Raw genomic sequence first — 12,237 nt, 5'->3', positions numbered from 1 at the left:
GATGAAGCGGGCCTTTACCAGTCCCGCCAGCAGAGCGGGGCTTTTTCTGGCGGGGGTGATCCTGTGTGCCGTGGCCTTCTGGACGGGGCTGATCACCCTGAGCCAGTGGGACAACCTATGGGTGAGCGGCAGCTATACCGACAGCTACAGCGCCTATAGAGCCGTTCAGTTCTATGACTACTATGCCGGGGAGATGAGTGAACTCATCCAGCGGGAAAAATGGGATGGGACGCTGAGCTACACCGACCGGAAGCGGTTGGAGAACCTGAAGACCATGCTCTCGGCGGAGAACACCAACTACCGGGTAGAGATCCACACTCAGGATGGGACGCTGCGCTATACCAACCTGCCGGATGGAGACTCCATGGACAGCGTGTCCGCCGTCTCCCTGTGGGAGCAGACCCTGACCCAGGGAGACGAGCTCTTCGGGGGGGACTACACCGTCTACGACGATCGTACTGACCGGAGCGGCCTCATGATCTATCTGGGGGACGGACAGTATGTGTTCAGCGATCCCTCGGCGTACATTGGCCAGTACAACGGCTACGGCTATCGTGGGGACAGCGAGGGGCTGGGCTGGAGCGGCGGCTACCGGCTGTCCATGGACAGCCGGGTGGTGCAAGAGACCTTTACCATCCAGAGCGGAGTCCAGTGGCCGCTGATGGTGGATGACTATTTTCAGTCCGACTATGCCGATTACCAGATCTTGCAGAAATATTTACCGGCCATCGCTGCCGCTGCGGCGGTGACTCTGCTGTGTGCCCTGTGGTGTCTCTGGGCACTGTGCCGGTCTGCGGGCTATCGCAACGGAGAGGAGAAGATCCAGCTGAGCTTTTGGGACCGTATTCCCCTGGACCTCTACCTGCTGCTGATGGGCCTTTTATTGTGTATCATTTTGAGCGGGGGGGATTCCATCACCTACTCCATCAATCAGACAGCGCCACGTATGACCCCCTTTGTGGGCCTGAGCATCTTTACCCTGATGGGCAGTGTGCTCTTCCTGGCCCTGACGCAGACCCTGGCGGTGCGGTGGAAGACGGGACATATGTTCCGCAACACGTTGATCTGGCGGCTGTGCCGCTGGCTCGGCCGGGTGATCGGGGAGGCCTCCGCCAACTGGAGCATCACGAAGCGGCCGGTGAAGACCTTCTTGCTGTACCTTCTGGGCACCGCCATTACCACCCCCACGGTGGTCCTTGTCCCCATCTATCAGGGCTATGTCCTCTGGCGGCTGTGCCGTTGGGTGCGGCAGTGGCAGGCGATTCGGGAAGGGACGGAACGGATCGTGGGCGGAGAGCCTGATTTCAAGATTGATACCAACGGCATGTACCGGGACCTCCGGGAGCATGCCGAGCAGCTCAATGATTTGGGTGCCGCCATCGGCAGCGCCGTGGAGGAGCGGCTCAAGAGTGAGCGGTTCAAGGCTGAACTCATCACCAATGTCTCCCATGACCTCAAGACCCCTCTCACCTCCATCATCAACTATGTGGATCTGCTGAAGAAGGAGGACATCCAGGACGCCAAAGCCCGGGAGTATATCGCCGTGCTGGACCGGAAGAGCCAGCGGCTCAAAAAACTCACCGAGGATCTGGTAGAGGCGTCCAAGGCATCCACCGGGAGCCTGACCGTGGTGCGGGAAAGGCTGGGCTTTACCCAACTGCTGGACCAGGCCCTGGGGGAGTACCAGGAGAAGTTTGAAAAGAGCGGCCTGACCCCGGTGCTCACCACGCCCGACCATGAGCTCTATGTAGAGGCCGACGGCCGCCATCTGTGGCGGGTTATCGACAACCTGCTTGGCAACTGTGTCAAATACGCCCTGCCCGGGACCCGGGTCTATTTGGATGTGCGGAGCTGGGACGGCAGCGTGGCCCTTTCCGTAAAGAACGTCTCCCGTGACCCGCTGAACATCCCGGCGGAGCAGCTCATGGAGCGCTTTGTCCGTGGAGATGTGTCCCGAACCACGGAGGGGTCCGGTCTGGGCCTTTCCATCGCCCGGAGCCTCACCGAGCTCCAGGGAGGCACCTTCCGCCTGGATATCGACGGCGACCTTTTCAAGGCGGTGGTCACCTTCCCAGAGTACCGGGAGCCGGAGGCGATCGAAACACCCCGGACAGAGCAACCGTAACAGGAAAGCCCGCCCGGCGCTGTCAGCGCCGAGCGGGCTTTTTCCACCCTTTGTGGAAAAGAAGATTGCCTCCGGCCCCGATTTGGGTTAGAATGGGGGCAGCAGGCAAAACTGTACCCAAAGGAGGTAGTTCCGATGTATGACATCGTCATCGTAGGGGCCGGTCCCGCCGGCCTGACCGCCGCTCTGTATGCCCGCCGGGCGGGCCACAGCGTGCTGGTGCTGGAGGGGGGCGTCCCCGGCGGCCAGGCTGTCACCACACCCCATGTGGAAAACTGGCCGGGCACTCTGTCCATCTCCGGCCCTGACTTCGCCATGGGCCTCTATCAGCAGTGCGCCGACCTTGGCGCCCAGTTCCAGTTCTCCGCCGTCACCGGCTTTGAGGACAAGGGAGATGTGAAGGTGGTCCACGCCGGTGACGGAACCTATGAGGGACGCACGCTCATCCTGGCCAACGGCGTCCAGCGCCGGAAGCTTGGTGTCCCGGGCGAGGAAAAGCTGGGCGGCAAGGGTGTGAGCTACTGCGCCACCTGCGACGGCAGCTTCTTCAAGGGCAAGGAGGTGGCCGTGGTGGGCGGCGGCAACACCGCTGTGGAGGACGCCATTTACCTGGCCTCCATCTGTCCCACGGTGTGGCTCATCCACCGCCGGGACAAGCTCACCGCCCAGAAGTACCTGGTGGACAACCTGAAGACCAAGGCCAATGTGAAGCTCCTCACCGACCACAAGGTGCTGGAGATCCAGGGAGACAAGCAGGTGGAGGCCATCCGGCTCATGGGGCCGGAGCACCAGCGCATCCTCCACGTCTCCGCCGTCTTCGCGGCGGTTGGGCTCATCCCCGACAATCAGAAGTTCTCGCCCCCTCTGAAGCTCAACGAGTACGGCTATATCCAGGCCGGCGAGGACTGCGCCACCAATGTGCCCGGCGTCTTTGTAGCCGGGGACAGCCGCTCCAAGGAGCTGCGGCAGCTGGTCACCGCCGCCTCCGACGGAGCCATGGCCGCCAGCAAGGCCGGCCAGTATCTGGGCGCGGTGTAATGAAGTACGCAAAAGCGCCCCCGTCCTTTCCGAGTGAAATGAACAGATCCAGTAAAAACGGACAGTGACAAAAGCCCCCCTGATGTAGGAAAATAGACTACATCAGGGGGTTTTGTCATGAAGAAACGAAATTACACACACGTTCAAATGCTTTTACCAGAGATCAAGGCCATGTTGGCAGAGGGGAAAACACAGCGGGAAGTCGCAGAATACTATGGCTTCCGGAATAAGCAGGTGGTAAAAAGACTACTTGAGCGTGAGCGCCGTAAAGAACGAAAACTGGAAGCCGGAATCCGCCCACGACCGAAAGGACGGCCGAGAAAAGATGCTGCGCCAGGAGACGTTGTGGCAGAGCAGGCCTGTGAGATCCAACGGCTTCGCATGGAAAATAAACTACTGCGGGATTTTCTGCGCTTCACAGAAAGGAAGTGAGAGCAAAGGTAAAGTATCATATCATCTATCGTCACAGGACAGAGTATCCAGTGGCAGTCATGTGCAAATTCTTTGGAGTGTCCAGAAGCGGCTACTATGCTTTTGTCCATCGCCTAGGCAAGCCAGAAAAGGATGCGGCTCTTGCGGGGCTCATCGCACAGCAGCGGGAACGCAGCTTCCGCACCTACGGCTACCGGCGGATGTGGCTGTGGCTGAAAAGCCGGAATATCTTCTGCAATCCCAAAACTGTGCTGCGAATCATGAAGAAATATGATCTGCTCTCGGAGATCCGCCGCCGCAGGAAATGGCAGCAGATGGGGCGGCAGGCACACAAATACAGGAATCTGCTGAACAGGGAGTTCCATGCGGACAAACCTAACAGCAAATGGGTAACAGACATCTCCTACATCCACACCAGGCAGGGTGTGCTGTACCTTTCCATAATCCGGGACCTCTATGACAACAGCATCATCGCCTACAAGACTGGAACCCAGCAGACAGTGAATTTGGTTCTGGATACCGTTCATCTGGCAATGAAACAGGAGAAAAAGAGGGTCGCTGCGGAGTTGCAGCTCCACAGCGACCAAGGATTTCAGTACACCTCTGCAGCATACTTCAATCTGACTCAAGCATACGGAATCACACCATCCATGTCAAGGAAAGGAAACCCGTACGACAACGCCATGGCGGAAAATTTCTTCTCTATCCTCAAAACAGAATGTATTTACCGCCACAAACCGGCGACCTTTTCCGAAGCCAATGAGATGATTGACCGCTATATTTACTTCTATAACCATGAGCGCATCCAGTTAAAAACTGGAGAGGCGCCGCTGGCGCGACGCCTCTCCGCTTAAAACTTAATCTTTCCTACTAAGGGCTCTTTTTTGTACTGTCCGCACAATCTGGGGCAGTTCAGAAAAGGGCGGGGGCGCTTTTTGTTCAGTCGACGCTTTCACGGACCCGGCGGCTTTTTTCGCCGCGGCCGGGCAGGGTGATGGTGGTGCCGTCTGTGGCGGTGGAGATGAGGTAGCGGTAGACTCTGGCCTTCTGCTCGTCGTAGAGGTCCAGGTCCTGGTAGAGGTTCTTGTAGTAGTCAAAGGTGTCCCGCTTCATCTGGATAACCTTCCGGAGGGTGGCCTGGCTGGTGATGAGGCTGCCCGGCCGCTTGTGGTAGTAGTAGAGGGGCTTGGGCACCGCCGCCACCAGCCGGACATGACGGATATACTCCAGGTTGAAGAGAAAGTCTTCGCTCCAGGTCACGTCCTCCGCGAAGCGCAGCTCCTGCTTTTCCACAATGGACCGGCGGTAGAGCTTGTTCCACAGCGCGCCGTAGTAGTAGTTGGCCGGGGCCTTCACCATCTCCTGTGCAAATTCCTGCCGGGTGAGGAGACGATCTCCCTTGATGCGGCCCCGCTGGGCCTGCTTGTCCTTATCCACACGGAAGAAATGGGAGATGACCAGGTCGGCGCCGGTGCTCTGGGCTGCCCGGACCAGGGTCTCGGTGGCATCCGGGGTCAGAAGGTCGTCGCTGTCGGAGAACTGAAGGTAATCGCCCTCCGCCATGGCCAGGGCGGCGTTCCGGGCGGCGGAGACGCCTTTGTTGGGCTGGTCCAGAAAACGGATACGGGGATCTGCCCGAGCGGCGGCGGCGCACAGATGGCCGGAGCCGTCGGTGCTGCCGTCGTTGACCAGAATGATCTCCAGGTTGGGCCAGGTCTGGCTCCGCAGGCTCTCTAGGCAGGGACCCAGGTAGACCTCGGCGTTGTAGACGGGGACGATGATGCTCACAAGGGGCTGATTCAAGTAGGGCACCTCACATAATGATTTCGCCATTTCGGCGGAATGGGTGACAATGGGGGAAATGGGTCAGCCGGGGTGATGGGGCTCCAGACCCAGCTGATAGAGGGCGTTGGACCAGGAGCCGCAGGCCTCCTGAAGCCGTCGCCGGACGGGGAGGGGGATCTCACGGCGTTCCGGCGGGCGGCCCAGCCGGCGGGCGGCCTGGGCCACCGTCTCCAGGTCCCGGGCGGTAATCTCGTCCACCCGAAGCAGGCGGTAATAGCAGTCGTGGAGGCTCCCACGGTGCCGGGCGGGGGGCTTGCCGCTGCGGTCCCCCAGCCGGGTGTTGGAGAAGGGGGCAATGCGCCGGACCGGTTCCAGGTCCAGCTGCTCCAGGACCCGCCGCCAAGAGCCGCACCGCCGGACTAAGGTTTCCATCACCTGTTGGTCCACCTCCCGGCGGAGGGGAGCGCGGTTGAGCTCCTCCGCCCGGCGGCGGACGGCCTCCAGCAGAGGCTTGTATTCCGCTTCCAGCGGGCCGAGGGGGGGGAGGGGGGCGGTGTCCAGAACACCGGCGGCGGCAAGCACCTCGCCCCAGGTCTTATACTGGTGCCGCAGGCCCTGTATGACCTCCGGCAGGTCGGAGGGGTGGGGCATGCGCCCCAAAGTTTTCCGGGCCTCACGCACCTGAGCCAAGAGCTTCTGGCTCTCCTGCTCCTCGGCCTGGACCTGCTCCAAGCGCTTGCCGCACCGGCCGGCGGAGCGGCTCAGACCGGCGGCCCGGAGGGCATTGGGCCAGTTCTTGAACCGGGCCCGCAGATAGGTCCGGCAGGTCCAGTGGACTTCGTTCTGGGCGGGGGAGCGGCCCAGAGCCCCGGCCCGTTCCCTCAGCAGCTCCAGCAGCTCCTGGTCGGAACAGCTCTCGTAGAGCTGCTGCCCCTGAGGACCGTCCAACCCGTAGCGAATACGTTCTTTGCCCTGGGGCTCGGCCTCCGCTTTGCCCGCCAGGGCGTGGAGCTCCCGCCTGCGGCGGCGCAGCTCCCCCTCTGTCAGCATGTGATCCATGCCTTCCGTCTCCTCTCTCCGTGGGGGGACAGGGCCGGGCCTCTGAGTGCCGGTCCGTCCCGGATGGATGGACGCCCATGGCTGGCTCGGGTTTTGGCCCATACAGCGCCCGGCGCCGGACTCTCACCGGCTCCTGGTGAAGCGTGCCGCGCCTTGCGCGCCCGCACCGCAGCTGTCTCGTTTACAATGAGCTATTATAGCACGGTGCTGCCCGACCCTGCAAGGGGAAGCGGAGCGGGGAAGTTTCATCTTGAGATTGCCTTTTGAACAAAAAAAGGATATACTGAGCAGGATAAAGTTTGCGCAAGGAGGCCCGCTATGGACAAGATCAAAATGACCACCCCCCTGGTGGAGATGGACGGGGACGAGATGACCCGCATCCTCTGGAAGGACATCAAGGAGATCCTGCTGGAGCCCTACATCGATCTGAAGACGGAGTATTACGACCTGGGGCTTCCCCACCGGGAGGAGACCCGGGATCAGGTGACGGTGGACTCCGCCGAAGCCACCAAGAAGTACGGCGTGGCGGTGAAGTGCGCCACCATTACCCCCAACGCCCAGAGGGTGGAGGAATATAAGCTCTCTCAGATGTGGAAGTCCCCCAACGGCACCATCCGCGCCATTCTGGATGGCACCGTCTTCCGGGCGCCCATCATGGTCAAGGGGATCTCTCCGGTGGTGAAGAACTGGAAGAAGCCCATCACCATCGCCCGTCACGCCTTTGGCGACGTCTACAAGAATACCGAGTACAAGGTCCCCGGACCCGGCAAGGCCGAGCTGGTCTTCACCCCGGCGGAGGGTGAGCCCGTCCGCCAGACCATCTACGACTTCACCGGCGCCGGTGTCCTCCAGGGCCAGTTCAACACCGTGTCCTCCATCTCCTCTTTTGCCCGCTCCTGCTTTCAGTATGCCCTGAGCAGCAAGCAGGACCTGTGGTTTGCCACCAAGGACACCATCTCCAAGCAGTACGACCACACCTTCAAGGACATCTTTCAGGAGATCTTCGACGCCGAGTACGCCAAGGCCTTCCAGAAGGCGGGCATTGAGTACTTCTACACCCTCATCGACGACGCGGTGGCCCGGGTCATCCGCAGCGAGGGCGGCTTCATCTGGGCCTGCAAGAACTACGACGGCGACGTGATGAGCGACATGGTCTCCACCGCCTTCGGCTCTCTGGCCATGATGACCTCGGTGCTGGTCTCCCCTGACGGGAAGTACGAGTACGAGGCCGCCCACGGAACCGTCACCCGGCACTACTACAAGTACCTCAAGGGGGAGGAGACCTCCACCAACCCCATCGCCACCCTGTTCGCCTGGACCGGCGCCCTCCGGAAGCGGGGCGAGCTGGACGGCATCGGCGCTCTCATGACCTTCGCCGACAAGCTGGAGGCCGCCTCCATCGCCGTCATTGAGGGCGGCACCATGACTAAGGATCTGGCCGGCCTGTGGGAGGGTGAGATCCCTGCCACCGTGGTCAACAGCCGCCAGTTCCTGGAGACCATCCGGGATGAGATGAACCAGCGGCTCTGAGTCTCTGAAGTGAAAAAACCGCCCTCTCCGGCATGCCGGAGAGGGCGGTTTTTATACTCTTATGATCTCCTGGAACCGGCCCAGGGGACCGAATCTGCCCAAAGGAGTGAATCAGAAGTACTTCTTGACGCCGTCGCTGGCCAGGGAGGAATCGGCGCTGATGGTGACGGTGAACTTGATGTTGTTGTCCTCACCGAAGCCATTGAGCCAGTCCAGGAAGTCCTCCACGGCCAGGTCGGTGGCCTCGCTGGGGACGATCTTGGTGAGGCTGTCGATGAAGATGTGGGTAATATCGTAGTTCCCGGCGTACAGGCCGCTGACGAAGCCCTTCAGGAACTCGTAATCCTTCATATCATAGTGGCTGGCTTCCACCAGACGGATCTTATAATTGATGTCATAGGTCAGCTTGGGCCCGCGCTCAATGCACACCACGTTGCCGTGCTCACTCTGGACTGCGGTATTGATGAGTTCGATCATCTGCTTGGTCTTGCCGGTGCCCTTGACCCCCATGATCACTCTAACCATATCGATCACTCCTTACATTGTCCGCCGGAGCGGTCCTCCGGCCTATGTCCCTATGTTACCATTTTTGCGCCGAAATTTCAACTCATTTACACAAGTTCACGAAAAATTCACGGCGGTATCCCTTTCCATTTGGGCGCTTTTCTGCCAGGCCTGCCGGGAAGAAAGGTATGCTTACAGTCTGGCCTCCAGAGCGGCCTTCTGCTCCTCATAGCCGGGCTTGCCCAGGAGGGCGAACATATTTTTCTTGTACGCCTCCACGCCGGGCTGGTCGAAGGGGTTCACGCCCAGCAGATAGCCGCTCAGGCCGCAGGCGTACTCGAAGAAGTAGATGAGCTGGCCCACGGTGCGCTCGTCCCGGGCGTCGGCCTCCACCACCAGGTTGGGCACGCCGCCGTCCACGTGGGCCAGCAGGGTGCCACGCATGGCCTGCTCGGCCACGAACTGGAGGGGCTTGCCGCTGAGGAAGTTGAGACCGTCCACGTTGTCGGGGTCGTTGGGGATGGTAATGGTGCGGCGGGACTTGCTGAACTTCACTACGGTCTCCAGAAGGATGCGCTGGCCCTGCTGGATGTACTGGCCCATGGAGTGGAGGTCGGCAGTGAACTCCACGCTGGCGGGGAGGAGGCCCTTGCCATCCTTGCCCTCGCTCTCACCGTAAAGCTGCTTCCACCACTCAGCGAAGAAGCGGAAAGAGGGCTCATAGCCCACCAGCAGCTCTACCGACTTGCCGGCGTCATAGAGGGCGTTCCGGGCGGCGGCATACTGCCAGGCGATGTTGTCGGCGCCGGGCTTGGCCAGCACGTCCATGGCCTCGGCGGAGCCGGCCATCAGAGCCTCGATGTCCACGCCGGCCACGGCGATGGGCAGCAGCCCCACGGCAGTGAGGACGGAGTACCGGCCGCCCACGGCGTCGGGCACCACGAACTCCTCATAGCCCTCAGCGTCAGCCAGGCCCTTCAGGGCACCCTTGTGGGCATCGGTGGTGGCGTAGATCCGCTTCCGTGCCTCCTCCTTGCCGTACTTCTCCTCCAGCAGGCCCTTGAAGACCCGGAAGGCCACGGCAGGCTCGGTGGTGGTACCGGACTTGGAGATGATGTTGATGGACCAGTCCTTGCCCTCCAGATAGTCGATGAGGTCACCCATGGCGTCGGTGGACAGGCCATTGCCTGCGAAGAAAATCTCAGGCTTATTGGGAGCAAGCTTGTGGTCGGCGGAGCCCAGTAGCTCGATGACGGCTCGGGCGCCCAGATAGGAGCCGCCGATGCCGATGACCACCAGCACGTCGGAGTCAGAGCGGATCTTCTTGGCGGCGGCCTGGATGCGGGCGAACTCCTCCTTGTCGTACTCCACGGGCAGGCGGACCCAGCCGGTGAAGTCACCGCCGGGGCCATTGTGCTCGGCCAGCATGACACGGGCCTGTTCCAGGGCCTCCATGCGGCTGGAGAGGTAGTCCTGGGACAGGAAGGAACTTGCGTTGGAAAGGTCAAGTTTCAGCATATCGAAAACCTCCTGGATTTTGATGCGTGGTCTTTAGAGCCATTATACCACAGCCTGTCCGCCGATGCCAGAGAAAAAGCGAGGTTGAGCAAAAGATAGAACGCCGGCGGCCCCTTTCCTCTGGGGCCGCCGGCGCTGTTGAAGGCAGATTTACGTTTACCGAACAGAGACGGAGGACGAGAGCGGAAGAAATGGTCAGATCTCGTCGCGGAGCGAGAAGCGGTCCACCAGACTCTTCATGAGCTGGGCCTGGCTGGAGAGCTCCTCACTGGCGGCGGCGCTCTCCTCGGCAGTGGCGGAATTCGTCTGGACCACGCTGGAGATCTGCTCGATGCCATCGGTGATCTGTGCGATGGACTCGGCCTCGGAAACGATATTGTTCATCACCTGATCGATGAGGCCCACTGCCTCACCGGTGAGAGCGGCGGTCTCGTCCAGCGCGGCGCTGACCTCCTGGCTGAGCTGGCTTCCGGTCGCCACGTTGGCCGCGGAGTGCTCAATGAGCTCTTTGGTCTGCTTGGCAGCCTGGTCGGACTTGGCGGCCAGATTGCGGACCTCGTCGGCCACCACGGCAAAGCCCTTGCCGCTGGAGCCCGCGCGAGCGGCCTCCACGGCAGCGTTGAGGGCCAGAATATTGGTCTGGAAGGCGATGTTTTCAATGGCGGTGATGATCTGACCGATCTCCTGATGACCATCCAGAATTGCGGTCATGGCCTGCTGGAGCTCCTTCATCTTGGTATTGCTCAGGGCCACCTGGGCACCGGCCATGTTGGCTTTGTCACTGGCAGCTCTGGCCATATCACGGTTGCTCTGGGCGCCGGAGTTGATCTCGGTAGAGGTGGCGGACAGCTCCTCGATGGCGCTGGCCTGTTCGGTGGCGCCCTGGGCCAGAGACTGGGCACCGGAAGAAACCTGATCGGCGCCGGTGGAGACCTGCTCCGCGGCGGTATCGATCTGACGCAGGGTGGAGCTCAGACTCCGGTTAATGTTGCGCAGAGAGTCCAGAACGACGGATACATCGCCCTGGTAAATATCATAATTCCGGGAGGTCACCTTGAAATTGCCCTGGGCCATCTCGCCCAACAGATAGCTGATGTCGCCGAAGAGCTCGTTCAGAGTGGATACGATGCGGGCGGTGGCGTCGGAGAGAATGCCGATCTTGTCCTTGCGGCTGAATTCAAGGGAGGGGGTGGTCAGGTCGCCATGAGAGAGGAGCTCCAGACGCTGGACACAGGTGCGGATGGGGCCGCTGAGGCTGCGGGCGATGCGGACCGCCAGGAGGAAGGAGATGACGATCACCAGGACCAGAAGAACGAGGATGATGATGATGCTCAGGTAAGTGGTACCCATGAAATCCTGCGTATAGGAGGTAACGGCAATGCTCCAATCGTCGGTACCGGGGACCGGCGCGTAGCCGATACATTTGAAATGCCATCGATCTTGTACTGACCGCAGCCGCTGTTGCCGTTGCGCATGTCAGCGTGAATGGCAGCCAGGGCGGAGAGGGAGGGGTCACTCTGGGCCTCGGTCTCAATGTTCTGAACGGCCACAGTTTCGATTTCGGTGTCTGCGATGGTGGTGCCGTCACGGCTGATCATATAGGCGCCGCCATGTTTGCTGGTCTGGATAGTGGCCATAATATCATTGAGGAATTTCTCGTGGGGAACAAAGTACACCACACCTACGACCTGACTGTTGGCGATGCCGTCCCGCCACACAGGAGCCGCAACCATGATAGACAGCTCACCGGTGATCTTGCTGATGGTGGGAGTGGAGATCCATGCCTCTCCCTGAAGGGCTTTCTGTACATATTCTCGGTCGGAATAGTCGTTGCCGTCGAAAAGGCTGATGCCGGAGGTATTGAGCAGATTGCCGCGGGCCATGTCATAGTTAGACACCCAGGCGTCCACGATTTCCTTCTTTTCAGCGGTGGTCACAGTGCTGTCGCTGAGCTGGGGCATCATACCGAGGGCTTCTACCACATTTTTATAGGATGTGAGCTCATAGGATACGCGGTCGGCGGCCAGTGAGGCTGTCGCATTGAGCTCCTGCTCCAAGAGACTGTTCGCGCTGATAAAATTGGTAACGATGCCGACGCCTCCGCACAGAAGTGCCGCAACCAGTACCAGTGCCAGGAAATTGAAGGTGATTTCTTTCTGAATACTTTTCATACAGACAGGGCCTCCCGACTGAAAATTGGTAACCGCAATATCTATTTCGACCAATTTTGATAAAAAATAAGACGG

11 protein-coding genes are annotated in these 12,237 nt (G+C 60.4%); 5 read left to right on the top strand and 6 right to left on the bottom strand.

Features of this window, described 5'->3' with window-relative positions; genetic code table 11:
• The first annotated feature begins 1 nt into the window (after position 1).
• The 4 genes from E0E29_RS14230 (at position 2) to E0E29_RS14215 (ending at position 4,449) form a co-directional block, all read left to right on the top strand.
• Complete coding sequence (locus E0E29_RS14230) at positions 2-2,125, top strand: sensor histidine kinase (protein ID WP_242622514.1); 2,124 nt, start codon at positions 2-4, stop codon at positions 2,123-2,125.
• A gap of 135 nt (positions 2,126-2,260) precedes the next feature.
• Positions 2,261-3,163: an NAD(P)/FAD-dependent oxidoreductase gene (locus tag E0E29_RS14225; protein ID WP_130850403.1), complete on the top strand. Its 903-nt coding sequence runs from the start codon at positions 2,261-2,263 to the stop codon at positions 3,161-3,163.
• 117 nt (positions 3,164-3,280) lie between these two features.
• Positions 3,281-3,595 (top strand): imidazolonepropionase, encoded by a 315-nt coding sequence (locus tag E0E29_RS14220; RefSeq protein ID WP_130848458.1) that lies wholly within the window; start codon positions 3,281-3,283, stop codon positions 3,593-3,595.
• Positions 3,592-4,449, top strand: a complete 858-nt coding sequence (locus E0E29_RS14215) for an IS3 family transposase (RefSeq protein ID WP_130848459.1) — start codon at positions 3,592-3,594, stop codon at positions 4,447-4,449. The genes E0E29_RS14220 and E0E29_RS14215 overlap by 4 nt, the downstream gene beginning before the upstream one ends.
• Before the next feature lie 85 nt (positions 4,450-4,534).
• Here the strand turns inward: E0E29_RS14215 and E0E29_RS14210 are convergent, their stop codons facing one another.
• A complete protein-coding gene (locus E0E29_RS14210) occupies positions 4,535-5,398 on the bottom strand; it encodes a glycosyltransferase family 2 protein (protein WP_130850402.1) in 864 nt (287 codons plus the stop codon).
• A gap of 63 nt (positions 5,399-5,461) precedes the next feature.
• Positions 5,462-6,439: a homing endonuclease associated repeat-containing protein gene (locus E0E29_RS14205; protein ID WP_130850401.1), complete on the bottom strand. Its 978-nt coding sequence runs from the start codon at positions 6,437-6,439 to the stop codon at positions 5,462-5,464.
• Between the two features lie 318 nt (positions 6,440-6,757).
• On the opposite strand from E0E29_RS14205, the gene E0E29_RS14200 reads away from it, so the two are divergent.
• On the top strand, positions 6,758-7,969 hold the full coding sequence (locus E0E29_RS14200; protein ID WP_130850400.1) for an NADP-dependent isocitrate dehydrogenase: 1,212 nt from the start codon (positions 6,758-6,760) through the stop codon (positions 7,967-7,969).
• A gap of 111 nt (positions 7,970-8,080) precedes the next feature.
• On the opposite strand, the gene E0E29_RS14195 is transcribed toward E0E29_RS14200, so the two are convergent.
• The 4 genes from E0E29_RS14195 to E0E29_RS18830 form a co-directional block, all read right to left on the bottom strand.
• The gene (locus tag E0E29_RS14195) at positions 8,081-8,494 is read right to left on the bottom strand and encodes a P-loop NTPase family protein (protein WP_130850399.1); all 414 of its coding nucleotides are present in this window, start codon (positions 8,492-8,494) and stop codon (positions 8,081-8,083) included.
• Positions 8,495-8,665: 171 nt separating this feature from the next.
• Positions 8,666-9,991: a glucose-6-phosphate isomerase gene (locus tag E0E29_RS14190; RefSeq protein WP_130850398.1), complete on the bottom strand. Its 1,326-nt coding sequence runs from the start codon at positions 9,989-9,991 to the stop codon at positions 8,666-8,668.
• A 195-nt stretch (positions 9,992-10,186) separates the two neighbouring features.
• Positions 10,187-11,341 carry a methyl-accepting chemotaxis protein gene (locus E0E29_RS18835; RefSeq protein ID WP_242622513.1) on the bottom strand — a complete coding sequence of 385 codons (1,155 nt, stop codon included), beginning with the start codon at positions 11,339-11,341 and terminating at the stop codon, positions 10,187-10,189.
• Positions 11,323-12,162: a cache domain-containing protein gene (locus E0E29_RS18830; protein WP_242622512.1), complete on the bottom strand. Its 840-nt coding sequence runs from the start codon at positions 12,160-12,162 to the stop codon at positions 11,323-11,325. The genes E0E29_RS18835 and E0E29_RS18830 overlap by 19 nt, the downstream gene beginning before the upstream one ends.
• Positions 12,163-12,237: the final 75 nt, after the last annotated feature.

Origin of the sequence: Intestinimonas timonensis, from assembly GCF_900626145.1 — a bacterium.
GTDB classification, from domain to species: domain Bacteria; phylum Bacillota; class Clostridia; order Oscillospirales; family Oscillospiraceae; genus Intestinimonas; species Intestinimonas aquisgranensis.
Note: the sequence above shows the minus strand (reverse complement) of the source record. Positions and strands in the feature narration are given on the sequence as shown.

Bases quoted from the DNA above. Each gene is read 5' to 3' on its own strand.
- E0E29_RS14230 (WP_242622514.1), top strand. From the start codon at position 2: ATGAAGCGGGCCTTTACCAGTCCCGCCAGCAGAGCGGGGCTTTTTCTG.
- E0E29_RS14225 (WP_130850403.1), top strand. From the start codon at position 2,261: ATGTATGACATCGTCATCGTAGGGGCCGGTCCCGCCGGCCTGACCGCC.
- E0E29_RS14220 (WP_130848458.1), top strand. From the start codon at position 3,281: ATGAAGAAACGAAATTACACACACGTTCAAATGCTTTTACCAGAGATC.
- E0E29_RS14205 (WP_130850401.1), bottom strand. From the start codon at position 6,439: ATGGATCACATGCTGACAGAGGGGGAGCTGCGCCGCCGCAGGCGGGAG.
- E0E29_RS14200 (WP_130850400.1), top strand. From the start codon at position 6,758: ATGGACAAGATCAAAATGACCACCCCCCTGGTGGAGATGGACGGGGAC.
- E0E29_RS14195 (WP_130850399.1), bottom strand. From the start codon at position 8,494: ATGGTTAGAGTGATCATGGGGGTCAAGGGCACCGGCAAGACCAAGCAG.
- E0E29_RS14190 (WP_130850398.1), bottom strand. From the start codon at position 9,991: ATGCTGAAACTTGACCTTTCCAACGCAAGTTCCTTCCTGTCCCAGGAC.
- E0E29_RS18835 (WP_242622513.1), bottom strand. From the start codon at position 11,341: ATGGGTACCACTTACCTGAGCATCATCATCATCCTCGTTCTTCTGGTC.
- E0E29_RS18830 (WP_242622512.1), bottom strand. From the start codon at position 12,162: ATGAAAAGTATTCAGAAAGAAATCACCTTCAATTTCCTGGCACTGGTA.